Source organism: Flavobacterium pasteuri (genome assembly GCF_048286615.1).
GTDB lineage: Bacteria > Bacteroidota > Bacteroidia > Flavobacteriales > Flavobacteriaceae > Flavobacterium.
The window spans coordinates 223,104-235,958 of record NZ_JBLVPN010000003.1; the positions used below are offsets into that span (position 1 = coordinate 223,104).

A 12,855-nucleotide genomic window follows, 5' to 3' on the forward strand; every position below is an offset into this window, starting at 1 on the left:
TATAAAAAAATCGTTAGTGGTAAATTTACTACTAACGATTTTTTTTATATTAAAAAATGATTCTTTTGGAGGTCAGTGTAAATCTGAATCACTCACTATTCACTTCTCACTTTTCACTAAAAAAGAATTATATTTTCTTAACGTATTGTGTAATGATAACAATCTGCTGACCATCTACTTTTCCTTCAATGTATTCGGCATTTTCGTGATCCAGTCTAATGTTACGTACTGCAGTTCCTTGTTTAGCTACCATACTGGAACCTTTTACTTTTAAATCTTTGATTAAAACGACTGAATCTCCATGTTCTAAAATTACGCCATTACTGTCACGGTGAATCACTTTATTTTCATCGTCTTCACCTTCGCCAGTTTCTTGTGCCCAAGCAAAAGTATCTTCGTCAAAATACATTTGGTCTAATAATTCTTGAGGCCATCCCGCTGCACGCATGCGGCTTAACATTCTCCACGCGACAACCTGCACGGCAGTATGTTCGCTCCACATACTATCATTTAAACATCTCCAATGATTTAAATCTACGTTATCCGGATTTTCGATTTGATCGATACACGTGCTGCAAGCCATGATACTTTCATCAAGTCCACCTTTTTTGGTTGGTAAAACTTGATATACTTTTAAGTTTTCGGTTGCACCACAAAGTTCACATTTCGATCCGCTACGCTTGCTTAATTCTCTTTCTATACTCATTGTTTGATGGCTTTTATTTTTAGGCGAAATTATGGCTTATTGCCTCGTTTCACAAATTTATATTATTACTGTTTATTTGTCAAGTCGAGCGCAGTCGAGACTTATCATTTAGTCTCGACTGCGCTCTACTTGACAAAATCTCTTAAAATTATTTCACTCGAACGGCATCTGGAACCAGCATTTCATATTGTCCTCCATTACGGATTACATCTCTCACGATGCTGGAACTGATATAAGAAGTTTTTGCTGCGGTTAGTAAAAATACAGTTTCGATTTTTGATAAACGGCGATTGGTATGCGCGATTGCTTTTTCAAATTCGAAATCGGCAGGATTGCGCAAACCACGAAGGATAAAATCGGCTTTTATTTTATGACACAAATCAATAGTTAAACCTTCATAGGTGATCACCGAAACTTTAGGTTCGTTTTTGAATGTTTCTTCGATAAAACGTTTTCTGTTTTCCAGAGAAAACATGTATTTTTTTTCGGCATTGACACCAATAGCGATTACGATTTCATCAAACAACGAAATGCTTCTTTTGATGATGTCTTCATGTCCTAATGTTATTGGGTCAAAAGAACCCGGAAATATAGCTTTTCTCATTTTATAAGATATAATTAAATTGAACTTATGTTTTGTTCAATTAGGTTTTTCGAAGTGTTTGTATTGCTTCGACCCATTCAGATTTTTCACAAACTCTACACTCCGCATTTCCTGGTTTGTGGCTTTCAGTATTTCCGCAAAAGGTGCAGGAATAGATACCTTCTGTTGGGATCGTTTTACTTTTTTGTTTAAATAAAAAAGGCAGAATTGGCAATCCTAGTTGAACTTCATGGTCTTCATAATAGAAAACACTGATTTCGCCACTGGTTTCCATAAAGGCATTTTTTACCTGCCCTAAATGCTCTACCGATTTCAATCGGAGTTCCGAAAAAAATTCATCTTGTGCCAAACTTTCCTTTTTGAAAGTAGCAATTGAAAATTTCCCTTCGCTGATAATACATTCGGTTTTGCCTTCTATAAATTCTTCAAACCGTTTACTTTTTCCTGTCAGCCACGTTACTAATCGGTATAAAAGGATAATGACCAGAAATACTGTTATAGGAGGGATTATTCCAACTTCTTCATAAAACATGGGATCTCCGGCTGCTGATCCCAAAGCAATTATGATGACCGTTTCAAATACCGATAATTGTTTCACGCCACGTTTTCCTGCGACTTTTAATGTCAATAGTAAAACTGTGAACATTATGGTGGAACGGAAAATGACTTCTAAAAGAAAGGATTCTGGTAAATCATTGTATAATAATCGGTTCCATTCAAAGATTTCTGTCATAATAGAAAGTTAGTTATTTAATGCCAATTCTATCGCATTAGTAAACAAATCTTCTAATGAAATTCCGGCGGCTTTGGCTTGCTGCGGAATCAAACTTTCCGTGGTTAATCCCGGAATGGTGTTCATTTCTAACATGTGTGGTTCTCCGTTTACCAATATAAATTCGCTTCGGGAGAAACCTTTCATTTTGAGGACTTCGTAAGCGCGTTTGGCTATATCACTTACTTTTTGGGTCATTTCATCTGAGATTCTTGCCGGTGTGATTTCTTGTGATTTACCCAAATATTTAGCTTCATAATCGAAGAAATCATTATCAGAAACGATTTCAGTAATTGGCAAAACGGTTACTTTTCCTTTATAATTGATCACTCCCACAGAAACTTCGGTTCCGTCAAGGAAACTTTCTATGATGATTTCGTTGTCTTCTTTGTAAGCAACTTCTATTGCGATAGGCAATTCATCAATGGTTTTTACTTTGGAAATTCCAAAACTGGAACCCGCTTTATTTGGTTTTACAAAACAAGGTAAACCAACTTTAGCTACAATTTCGTCTGTATTGATAGCATCGCCTTTGTTTAAGTAATAGGAAGTGGCGGTTTTTATGCCGTATGGTTTTAAAACGGATAATAAATCGCGTTTGTTGAACGTTAATGCTGCTTGGTAATAATCGCAGGAAGTTTGCGCAATATGCAATAATTCGAAATACGCCTGCATCAATCCGTCTTCACCGGGAGTTCCGTGAATGGCATTGAAAACGCAATCAAAAGTGATTTTATTACCATCAACAGTTACTGAAAAATCATTTTTATCGATAGGAAATTCAGCGTCATTAGCATCAACATAGACCCATTTTTCTTTGAAAATATGGATTCGAAATCCGTTGTATTTCGTTTTGTCCAGAAATTGATATACGACGTTTCCGCTGATAAGTGAGATTTTATACTCGCTGGAATATCCGCCCATGATGATGGCAATGTTTTTCATTTTGTATCGTTTTGTTCTTAGTTGTTCGAATAAATAATAAGGTGTTTTTAGCACTAGATTCTAGCCCCGATAGCAGTGGAAATCCTTTTTATCAGCCTTTTTTGCGGATAAAAAGATTGCAACGAATAGCGGGAAATAGCTTCAAAAAGCATTAAACAAAATTATCATTTTTTTTGAAACGAAATAGCTTTATCTTTGCCACATATAAAAATAAATTTATGAGTTTACGTAAGTATCTTACAAGCCGTGTCTTTTTAGTACAAGTAGTAATTGCTGTTGCCATTATTGCCGCTTTGGGCTATTTGTTTATGCATTGGTTGACTTTTACAACAGATCATGGACATGAAATTGCAGTTCCGAATTTGAGTAAATTGACTGAAGAGCAAGTGGAAGAAAAGCTGGATGAGTTGGATTTAGATTATGTGCTTTTGGATAGTGTGGATTATAGAAGTGATTTTCCGCAATTTAGTGTGGTTGAGCAAGATCCGACGCCAGGTACGAAGGTAAAAGTTGGTAGAAAAATATATATCAAAATAAATACTTCAGGATTTTCATCTGTACGAATTCCTGATTTGATAGAAAAAACATATCGTGAAGCGGTGCCAACTTTGAAAGCGTTAGGCCTTGAGGAAGGAACGGTTACGTATGTTCCAAATCTTGGAAAAGATATGGTGTTGGAAATGCGTTTCAAAGGAAGAAACCTCAAAGTAGGAGACAGAGTCTTGAAATCATCCAAAATTGATTTGGTTTTAGGAGACGGAAAAATGAGTTATGAAGAAGAAGAAAGTGCTGCGGATACTCTGGTTGCACCAATAGAAGAAACACCAGTTGATGAACAATAATATAGATACAATAGATTTAGAAGACGAATTATTTGAACATTTCAGATTTGAAGTTCCTAAAGGCCAAACGTCTTTGCGAATTGATAAATATTTGATGAGCTTGATTCAAAATGCAACTCGAAATAAAATACAAACTGCAGCTACCGAAGGGAATATTTTTGTAAACGACGCTACGGTAAAGTCGAATTACAAAGTAAAAGGCAGTGATGTGGTTCGAGTTATGTTATCGCATCCTCCTTTTGAAAATAGGGTAGACCCTGAAGATATTCCATTAGATATTGTCTATGAAGATGCTACGCTTTTATTGATTAATAAACCGCCGGGATTGGTGGTACATCCCGGTTACGGGAATTATACGGGAACATTAGTGAATGCGTTGGCTTTTCATTTTGAGAATTTACCCATGAACAGCAGTGAACGTCCCGGATTAGTGCATCGAATTGATAAAGACACTTCTGGTTTATTGGTAATTGCCAAAACCGAAGCGGCTATGACGCATCTTGCTAAGCAATTTGAAGCCAAAACTTCTGAAAGAGAGTATGTGGCTTTGGTTTGGGGAAATGTAGCCGAAGAGAAAGGAACCATTGAAGGAAACTTAGCAAGACATTTGAAAGATCGTATGCAAATGGCGGTTTTTGCTGATCCGGAAATAGGGAAACTTGCCGTGACGCATTATAAAGTTTTGGAGCGTTTTGGATACGTAACATTGATTTCATGCCAACTGGAAACCGGAAGAACGCACCAGATTCGTGCGCACTTGAAACACATAGGTCATCCGCTTTTTAATGACGAGCGTTATGGCGGTCATTTGATTTTGAAAGGAACTACGTTTACAAAATACAAACAATTTATTGACAACTGTTTTAAAGCTTTACCAAGACAGGCTTTACATGCTAAAACATTAGGCTTTGTGCATCCTACGACTAAAGAGATGATGCGTTTTGATACGAAACTTCCGCAGGATTTTCAGGATTGTATCGAGAAATGGAGAGGCTATTCAAAATCCCATGGTACAGACGAAGTAGAAGAATAAAATATGAAAAGCTCCGGATTGGACTGCACCCAAAAGTTTAAACAAATTTATTATTGATTTTGATAATAATGAGCTCGATATTGTATCGGGCTCATTTTGTATTCGATTAGTTTTTCATAAAATTTATCCATTCCCTGAAGTATTTTAGTTTGATTCGCTGTTCATTTATGTATTTTCATTGTACTGTTTTTTTAGTTTTTTGAATTTTAATTCATTCATAATATTCATTTCAGAATCTAAAGTTTTCTCTGCAATCAATTCTGGTCAATAGTAAAAAAATAGTCGAGGAAAAAGGAGGTGTTGAATACATCAAGAGCCAAGAAGGTGCAGGATGTAATTTAATTTTAACGATTCCCAAATGCCAGAATTTGATATAAAAGTAACCTTTAGTTGATAATGAAAAAGTAAATTTTACATTTTTGAAAATTGATTTTCAAAGAGTATAAAACGTTTGTCTAAATCAAGTAACAATTGTTTTTTTACAGTTTTATCTTTTATAAAACTATAATCTATGCTATTGTATACATATTGCTTGATATCGGTGTATGAAACGTCCTTATATCTTTTGGCTAACAAAACATATTGTTCAGTCATATTCGTTCGCAAAATCCCCGCGTCATCTGTACTGATTACAATTGGTACGCCAAATTCTTTATACAATTTTAAGGGATGACGGCTTTCTTTCACTTTTAAAATGAATTCGTTACTCACTAAGTTAATTTCGATAGGAATGGTTTTTTCAGCCATGTAGCGCAATAAATTATACGAATCTTTCTCGTACGCCATATCAACTCCATGACCGATACGATTAGCTCCAGCTGTATAAACGGCTGCTCCAATGTGCCATGTCAATTCTTCAGGTTGCACTAAACCTAGCGTCAGCTCACCGGCATGCATCGTGTATTTTACATTTGGATAACGGGAATGACAGTATTTAAACATCATCATGTGCAACCAATAATCTTTCATCGAGGTTTCGCCATCTTCCGGAGAAACAATGTTGACTCCCGCCATCAGCGGACTTCCATCTGCCGAAATAAATGCGATTACTAAATTTTTGAATAAATCTACAGGTTCCATGAAACGCAAGACAAAATTTTGATAACGCATTGTAAATTGTTTATCATCAATTTTAAGGTCGTTGTGAAGCTTTGCTATAAAATCAGTATTGAATGTTTTGGCATAGGATTCAGCATCTTTCTTTACTAATGAATTGTATAGCGAATCAAGGGATTTAGTAATGGCTTTTTCGTTTTTTGCCAAAGCTAATTTTCGCAATCTGAAATTAAATTGTGTTAAATCATCCGTGTTCATTGCAGTTGGAATCGTAGAAAGTTGGGTTTCAATATAACTGACATTCTCTGAAATAGCTCTATTTTTTAGTTCCAATAATCCTTGTCCAAAATTCCCTTTGATGGCCGGTTCAAACTTCATAAAGGACTCAAAAAACAATTTATCTGATGGGTAATCCACATAATTATAGTCTTTTACAGACCATTTCTGCATGATTTTTTGCTTGTAAACGTCTAATGTTCCGTTGCTTTTTAATGTTGAAAATTGCTGCCAGTTTCCTGTTGATGGTCTTTCCTTTAAAACATCCATTGTTTCGATATTGAGATAAAAATTATCAGCAATAGCATGTTGTAATAATGGCTCGGCATAAATAGAACCTGAATAATGATGGTGTAAATCGCCTCCTTTTGGCATTTGGGAAAAGAAAGCGGTTAGTTCCGCTTCATTGTCTCTAATCTTTTCAAAATAAGTATTGGTTGATTGCGAATAACCAACATTTAATAAGATTGAAAGAAAAAAGGTGAGAAATAATTTCATAAATATTTTTTATTGAAGGGATAGTTCTTGATATCCAAATTGGGTTTTTATTTTATTTTCTTAATTTTCAAAAAATTAAAATTGTGCAAAGATGAATATTTTTGATGGAATCTAAAAATTTAGTGTAAAAACTCTTATTTTTTTAAACATAAGCATTAATTTTTGCCAAATTAAGTAGTGGTTAAAAAAATCTAGCTCCGACCCGTACTAAAATAAAGTATTCCATTTTTTGAATATTTCATGTACTTTAAGTCTGAACCAAAATTATAATACATGTTTTATTGGCGTTTAAAGAATCCTATGAATTATATTTTTTCATCGCTTCAGCAGCTAATCGTCCCGTTTTCATCGCGGCATTGATAGAGCCATTCAGCAAGTTATCTCCACAAATAAATAGCGTATCAGAGATTTTAATCTCTGAATTAGCAATTTCATTCTGCACACTTTTCTGATTTGGCAAAGCATATTCAATACGATACGCCTTCAGCATTTTCCATGAATTTACTTTTTCGCCGTACCATTGTTTCAATTCATGTTTCATGTTTGCAGCTAAAGTCGCGTCATCAAGAGTTGAGATTCCATTATAGGAAATGGAAATAAGTACTTTTCCTTTTGGAGCATAAGCTTTAGAAACATTAGACATAACAGTCAAATTATTCACCCATTTCTTTGTGGTTGAAGCATTCAATATGACAACTGCTTTTTTAGTAGGCGCTTCATTTGCTTCAAAATAGATGTTAGTGACCTGGTGCGAAGTCATTTTTTGTTTCGGTAAGAATTTCTGGGTAAGGTTATTTGCGGTCGTTGCCAAAAGGATTTGGTTGGCTTCCATAACGGTTCCATTTTCAGTAATTACTTTATTTCCGTCAATAGAAATCACTTTTGTATTGCATTGAATACTGCCTTCGGGAAGCATGGCGACTAACTGTTTTGGTATTTCTTCCATTCCTAAAGCAGGAACAGCTACATCACCATCTGAAAACATTTTCATCACAAAGTCGAACATTCTTCGGGAAGTACTTAACTCATTTTCCAGAAAGATTCCAGAAAGAAATGGAGCATAAAAACGTTGAATCATTTTTGTGCTAAAACCATAATCAGCCAGTTGTTTTAGAGTAGTTTGTTCCGGTTGTTCGAAAATTTCGTCAATCGTTAATTTTTGAAGTTTATTCTTTAACCAAAGAGTATTAATTTTATCTTTTAAAGTACCAACGGGAGCAAAAAGCGTTGCCAATGCTGCAGAAGGTCTTCTGAATGGATCTGCAATTTCAAAACTGCCGCCGTCATAAAGTACGGTCGCTCCTGGCAACATTTTTTTTAATTTTAAATTGCTATAATTGAGTAACGCTTTAGTTTCAGGATAAGCCGTCAGCAGTACTTGGAAGCCTCTGTCTAAAAGAAAACCTTCATGTAAATCAGTTTTTATTCTTCCACCCGCACGATCACTTGCTTCTAAAAGGAGTACACTTCGTCCTTGATGTTGTAAATGAACTGCTGCAGATAATCCCGCTAGTCCAGCTCCAACGATAATTATATCCTGTTTCATAGTTTTTGATACTGTTTGGTACAAAAATAAGCCAAATAGGTTTTTTAAGTTGCTAAAAAAAGTAACAATTTAAAATTATAAATTATTTTTTAGCATCAAGAAATTAAGTTTTATTGCTCAATGAATTTTAATCAATTAATGTTTAATTTTTTGATATTAAATAATACTATTTGAATTATGGCTATACAAAAGTTTGTGATTCCTGTTCTGAATAATTCAAATCCGTATGGAAAGTTTCTTTTAATTTCCAAAGAGCCAAAATTGAAATTATCGATAAGAGTGTTCCAACAATCATGGCAGATTTCAAGATGTCGCCTTCAAAAACAGTGTCTCTGAAAAAGCCATAAATGATAATAATCAGTGGCAACGAACCCCGAACAAAATTTGGAACCGTTGTAGTTACTGTTGCACGAATATTGGTTCCAAACTGCTCTGCAGCAATAATGACAAACAGTACCCAATATCCTACGGAGAAGCCCATAATAAAACAAAGGAGATAAAAAGTGGATGCTGAAATTCCAAATGCATTTAGGAACATAAAAACCATAATCAGATTAAAAGTCAGAAATAAGTACATCACTTTTTTTCGACTTTTCAGCCACTGACTTAATAATCCGCTGGCAATATCTCCAAAAACCAATCCGCCGTAACACCAAGCGATTGCTTTTCCTGCGGCAATCGTTTCGAAGTCTTGAACGCCTAATGCTTTGGCAAATTCTGGGGAGAAAGTAATCAACACGCCAACCAAAAACCACAATGGAATTCCGATAAGAATACATTGTATGTATTTTGAAAAACGTTTTTTATCGGTAAATAAAGAAAGAAAGTCGCCTTTTTTCTCATCGCTTTCCTGTACTTTTTTGAACATACCCGATTCAGAAATACTGATTCGTAAGAATAATAATAGCAGTCCTAAAACGCCTCCTGCATAATAACACAAACGCCAATCTTGGAAAATCTGGTAGACTAAATAAGCAACCACCGCTCCAGAAACACCTACAGATGCTACAATCATCGTTCCGTACCCTCGTTTTTCTTTGGGTAAACTTTCGGTTACCAAAGTGATTCCAGCGCCTAATTCTCCAGCAAGACCAATTCCCGCTATCAATCTCCAGAACGCATATCCATCAACGGTAGTTACCATTCCGTTAGCAATATTGGCCACCGAATAAATCAAAATAGAACCAAATAAAACAGAAATTCGTCCTTTTTTATCGCCTAATATCCCCCAAAGAATACCGCCAAAAAGCATCCCGAACATTTGCATGCTAATCAAAAATTCTCCTTGATTCCTGATAGCATCACCAGTTATTCCTAAATCTTTTAGACTATCGGTACGAACGATTCCAAAAAGCAACAAATCATAAATATCAACAAAATATCCTAGTGCAGCTACAATTACGGCAGCATTTAGGATTCGGACTGGCTTTTCTGTTTCAGAGGATAACGTTTTGGTCATGTATTATTGTATTAAAAGTTGCATCAATAAATCGGTTTGCTCATCATTTCCCATGATAAAAACGTGTTTGTCAAAGACAACAAATCCATTTTTGGTATAAAATCGAATTGCTCTATGATTTTCTTCCCAAACTCCCAGCCACACAGAATCAACACCAGTACTTTTCGCAATTTTTTTTACTTCGTCTAGTAAAACCTGTCCAATATTTTTTCCGTGAAAATTTTGCAAAACATAAATCCGTTGTACTTCTAAAGCATTTTCATTGAAAGATTCGGTTTGCGCGTCACCAAAGTTTATTTTTAGATAACCCACTACATCATCATTTGAGTACGCGATATAAAACTGTGAGTTTAGATTGTTTAATTCAGCCGTTAACCGTTCCGTATTTAAGCTGTCTTTTATATAATTGTCAATATTTTCGGGTGTATTTACAGCTGCAAAAGTCTCTGTAAAAGTTTGAATACTTATCTTTTGAATTGTTTCCAAATCTGATAGTGTTGCTTTTCTAATTTCAATAGGGTTCATAGTTAAAGAAAGATTATTTGTTTTATTTGTAACTCAAAAATAATTAAATTAATAAACAATTTTCATTATCTATGGCACTATTAAACAAATCAATTTAAAGATTCTTGATTTCTTGATTTCAATTAGTACTTTTGAGAAAATTAATAAAAAGAACTCGAAAGAGTATTGTGTATGAAAATTATAATATCGCCAGCCAAGTCTTTAAATTTTGAAAAAGAGTTACCCACTCAATTGCACACAGAATCTTTATTTTTAAAAGAATCGCGACAAGTTCACAAAGTTTTAAAAGAAAAAAAGCCCACTGATTTATCGGATTTAATGAGCATTTCGGATAAACTAGCCGATTTAAATTGGAAACGAAATCAAGATTGGAAAACACCTTTTACAACTTCAAATGCACGTCCGGCAATGTATACTTTTGACGGAGATGTGTACATTGGATTAGATGCCTATTCGATTCCTGAAAAAAAGATAGAAGTTTTACAAGATCGTTTAAGAATCCTTTCCGGTTTGTACGGATTACTAAAACCATTAGACTTGATTCAAGCGTATCGACTGGAAATGGGAACCAAATTACCCATTGGCGAAAGCAAAAACTTATATGAATTTTGGAAGCCAACCGTTACAAAAGCTTTAAATAAAGAGCTTGAAAAGGGTGAGTTGTTTGTCAATTTGGCGAGTAATGAATATTTCTCGGCAATTGATGTTAAGGCGTTGAAAGTTCCAGTAATTACTCCAGAATTCAAAGATTACAAAAATGGAAAACTTAAAATAATCAGTTTTTTTGCTAAGAAGGCGAGGGGAATGATGGTGCGTTATATTATCGATACCAATGCTCAAACGATAGATGATTTAAGAGGTTTCAATTACGATGGCTATCAATTTGACGCTAATTTATCTGAAGGAAATCATTTGGTTTTTACCCGCTAATATATTTTAAACAAATAAAAAAAATGCCGTTTTCATAATGATAACGGCTTTTTTTTATGTTTTAATATTAATGCATTGCGTCGGCAGGATTGATTTTGTTTTTCCCTTTTTTTATCAAAAGTATAAAAGGAATACAAAATAAAAACAGCGCGCCTAAGTATAAAAAGATGTCCATATAGGAGAGTACGGAACTTTGTACCATTACTTTGTATTCAATGGCTTTGTAGGCTTTTGCCAAAGCTTCATTCTCAGAATAGCCTTTGGACATGAATCCCATTTTCAGTTGTTGCACCGTTTTTTGTACTTCATAAGAAGTCACATTAAGATGCGAAATAAGATTTACTCGGTGTTCCTGATTGAATCGGGCAATAAAAGTGGTGATGATAGCAATACCAAAAGATCCTCCCAATTGTCGCATCATTCCCGTAAAAGCGGCTCCTTCACCAATACTTTTTCCTTTTAAGGTTGATAAAGAAAGTGTAGAAATAGGAACAAATAACAATCCCAATCCAATTCCTCTTAATATCAACGGCCAATATAAATGTTCTTCTCCAGAATCTGGTGTAATGACTTGTTGCATCCAATACGTAAAAAAGAAAAACAACAAAAATCCAGCAGCTACCATATACGCTTGGGGTACACCACGCTGAATCATTTTACCAATGAATGGCATCATAATCCCAGTCGTAATGGAACTTGGAATTAACAACAAACCGGCATCCAAAGCACTCCAACCTAAAACGGATTGGGTGTAAATAGGAATGATAAAGGTAGAACCATACAATCCGAAACCAAGTATAAAACACATAATGGTTCCTATTCTTAAGTTGGTATCTTTTAAAACTCTTAAGTTGACAATGGGATGTTTATAAGTAAGTTCTCTCCAAATAAATAGCAATAAACCAAAAACAGAAATGACAGATAACAATACAATCGTACTATTATTAAACCAATCGTCTTGTTGTCCATGTTCCAAAACATATTGTAACGAACCAATAAAAGCCGTTAAGAGAAATATGCCCCACCAATCGACCTGACTGGCTTTTAGTTTGTCACCATATTTAGGGCTTTTTACAAAAGAAAGCGTCAATAAAGTAGCAATAATTCCGATAGGAATGTTGATGTAAAAGATATACGGCCATGAAAAATGATCTACAATATAACCTCCCAAAGGCGGACCAAGAGTAGGTCCTACAATAACTCCCATTCCATAAATAGCTTGCGCCATTCCTCTTTTTGCAACAGGATAACTTTCGGTAATAATGGTTTGTGCAGTAACTAATAAAGCGCCACCGCCTAATCCTTGTATGAATCTAAAAGCAACTAATTCCCAAATATTATTGGCATTACCACATAAAAATGAAGCGACCGTAAAAATAATAATAGAAACCGCAAAATAATTCCGACGTCCAAATTGTTGTGACAGCCAACTCGTCATAGGAATCACAATCACATTTGCAATAGCATAAGCTGTGATTACCCAAGCCACATCAGTAAGTGATGCACCCAGGCTGCCTCGCATATTGTTTAATGCCACATTTACAATTGTAGTATCTACAATTTCAAGCATAGCACAAAGAACGGCTGTAATGGTAATTATGACTCTTCTAAAGCCATATTCTACTAAATCATCTTCTCCTGTTTGTACCATTTTATACTAAAG

The 12,855-nt window shown here is 34.9% G+C and carries 12 protein-coding genes; 3 read left to right on the forward strand and 9 right to left on the reverse strand.

The features are described 5' to 3' along the window. Positions 1–127: 127 nt before the first annotated feature. The 4 genes from ACNQF6_RS05955 to ACNQF6_RS05970 all read right to left on the reverse strand — a co-directional run bounded on the left by ACNQF6_RS05955 (position 128) and on the right by ACNQF6_RS05970 (position 3,027). The gene (locus tag ACNQF6_RS05955; protein ID WP_417964137.1) at positions 128–706 is read right to left on the reverse strand and encodes a PhnA domain-containing protein; all 579 of its coding nucleotides are present in this window, start codon (positions 704–706) and stop codon (positions 128–130) included. A gap of 148 nt (positions 707–854) precedes the next feature. Then, positions 855–1,310: a pantetheine-phosphate adenylyltransferase gene (gene coaD, locus ACNQF6_RS05960; RefSeq protein ID WP_417964139.1), complete on the reverse strand. Its 456-nt coding sequence runs from the start codon at positions 1,308–1,310 to the stop codon at positions 855–857. Between the two features lie 40 nt (positions 1,311–1,350). Further along, the gene (locus tag ACNQF6_RS05965) at positions 1,351–2,043 is read right to left on the reverse strand and encodes a DUF421 domain-containing protein (protein WP_417964141.1); all 693 of its coding nucleotides are present in this window, start codon (positions 2,041–2,043) and stop codon (positions 1,351–1,353) included. A 9-nt stretch (positions 2,044–2,052) separates the two neighbouring features. Further along, the gene (locus ACNQF6_RS05970) at positions 2,053–3,027 is read right to left on the reverse strand and encodes a D-alanine--D-alanine ligase (protein ID WP_417964143.1); all 975 of its coding nucleotides are present in this window, start codon (positions 3,025–3,027) and stop codon (positions 2,053–2,055) included. A gap of 218 nt (positions 3,028–3,245) precedes the next feature. Between ACNQF6_RS05970 and ACNQF6_RS05975 the strand changes: the two genes are divergently transcribed. Further along, the gene (locus tag ACNQF6_RS05975) at positions 3,246–3,869 is read left to right on the forward strand and encodes a PASTA domain-containing protein (protein WP_417964145.1); all 624 of its coding nucleotides are present in this window, start codon (positions 3,246–3,248) and stop codon (positions 3,867–3,869) included. Next, a complete protein-coding gene (locus ACNQF6_RS05980; RefSeq protein WP_417964147.1) occupies positions 3,859–4,902 on the forward strand; it encodes an RluA family pseudouridine synthase in 1,044 nt (347 codons plus the stop codon). Before ACNQF6_RS05975 ends, ACNQF6_RS05980 begins: the two co-directional genes overlap by 11 nt. Positions 4,903–5,313: 411 nt before the next feature. On the opposite strand, the gene ACNQF6_RS05985 is transcribed toward ACNQF6_RS05980, so the two are convergent. From ACNQF6_RS05985 to ACNQF6_RS06000, 4 genes are all read right to left on the reverse strand, one after another. After that, positions 5,314–6,732 carry an adenosine deaminase gene (locus ACNQF6_RS05985; RefSeq protein WP_417964149.1) on the reverse strand — a complete coding sequence of 473 codons (1,419 nt, stop codon included), beginning with the start codon at positions 6,730–6,732 and terminating at the stop codon, positions 5,314–5,316. Between the two features lie 298 nt (positions 6,733–7,030). Next, entirely contained in the window at positions 7,031–8,278 is a 1,248-nt protein-coding gene (locus tag ACNQF6_RS05990) for an NAD(P)/FAD-dependent oxidoreductase (RefSeq protein WP_417964151.1), read from the reverse strand. A 181-nt stretch (positions 8,279–8,459) separates the two neighbouring features. After that, the gene (locus tag ACNQF6_RS05995; RefSeq protein ID WP_417964153.1) at positions 8,460–9,737 is read right to left on the reverse strand and encodes an MFS transporter; all 1,278 of its coding nucleotides are present in this window, start codon (positions 9,735–9,737) and stop codon (positions 8,460–8,462) included. A gap of 3 nt (positions 9,738–9,740) precedes the next feature. Then, a complete protein-coding gene (locus ACNQF6_RS06000; protein ID WP_417964155.1) occupies positions 9,741–10,262 on the reverse strand; it encodes a GNAT family N-acetyltransferase in 522 nt (173 codons plus the stop codon). A 171-nt stretch (positions 10,263–10,433) separates the two neighbouring features. On the opposite strand from ACNQF6_RS06000, the gene yaaA reads away from it, so the two are divergent. After that, positions 10,434–11,192, forward strand: a complete 759-nt coding sequence (gene yaaA / locus ACNQF6_RS06005; RefSeq protein ID WP_417964157.1) for a peroxide stress protein YaaA — start codon at positions 10,434–10,436, stop codon at positions 11,190–11,192. Between the two features lie 67 nt (positions 11,193–11,259). Here the strand turns inward: yaaA and ACNQF6_RS06010 are convergent, their stop codons facing one another. After that, positions 11,260–12,843 carry a DHA2 family efflux MFS transporter permease subunit gene (locus tag ACNQF6_RS06010; protein WP_099715822.1) on the reverse strand — a complete coding sequence of 528 codons (1,584 nt, stop codon included), beginning with the start codon at positions 12,841–12,843 and terminating at the stop codon, positions 11,260–11,262. Positions 12,844–12,855 lie beyond the last annotated feature (12 nt).

What these genes read in the sequence shown, in the direction of transcription:
- ACNQF6_RS05955 (WP_417964137.1), bottom strand. Translation starts at nt 706, where the DNA reads ATGAGTATAGAAAGAGAATTAAGCAAGCGTAGCGGATCGAAATGTGAA.
- coaD (WP_417964139.1), bottom strand. Translation starts at nt 1,310, where the DNA reads ATGAGAAAAGCTATATTTCCGGGTTCTTTTGACCCAATAACATTAGGA.
- ACNQF6_RS05965 (WP_417964141.1), bottom strand. Translation starts at nt 2,043, where the DNA reads ATGACAGAAATCTTTGAATGGAACCGATTATTATACAATGATTTACCA.
- ACNQF6_RS05970 (WP_417964143.1), bottom strand. Translation starts at nt 3,027, where the DNA reads ATGAAAAACATTGCCATCATCATGGGCGGATATTCCAGCGAGTATAAA.
- ACNQF6_RS05975 (WP_417964145.1), top strand. Translation starts at nt 3,246, where the DNA reads ATGAGTTTACGTAAGTATCTTACAAGCCGTGTCTTTTTAGTACAAGTA.
- ACNQF6_RS05980 (WP_417964147.1), top strand. Translation starts at nt 3,859, where the DNA reads ATGAACAATAATATAGATACAATAGATTTAGAAGACGAATTATTTGAA.
- ACNQF6_RS05985 (WP_417964149.1), bottom strand. Translation starts at nt 6,732, where the DNA reads ATGAAATTATTTCTCACCTTTTTTCTTTCAATCTTATTAAATGTTGGT.
- ACNQF6_RS05990 (WP_417964151.1), bottom strand. Translation starts at nt 8,278, where the DNA reads ATGAAACAGGATATAATTATCGTTGGAGCTGGACTAGCGGGATTATCT.
- ACNQF6_RS05995 (WP_417964153.1), bottom strand. Translation starts at nt 9,737, where the DNA reads ATGACCAAAACGTTATCCTCTGAAACAGAAAAGCCAGTCCGAATCCTA.
- ACNQF6_RS06000 (WP_417964155.1), bottom strand. Translation starts at nt 10,262, where the DNA reads ATGAACCCTATTGAAATTAGAAAAGCAACACTATCAGATTTGGAAACA.
- yaaA (WP_417964157.1), top strand. Translation starts at nt 10,434, where the DNA reads ATGAAAATTATAATATCGCCAGCCAAGTCTTTAAATTTTGAAAAAGAG.
- ACNQF6_RS06010 (WP_099715822.1), bottom strand. Translation starts at nt 12,843, where the DNA reads ATGGTACAAACAGGAGAAGATGATTTAGTAGAATATGGCTTTAGAAGA.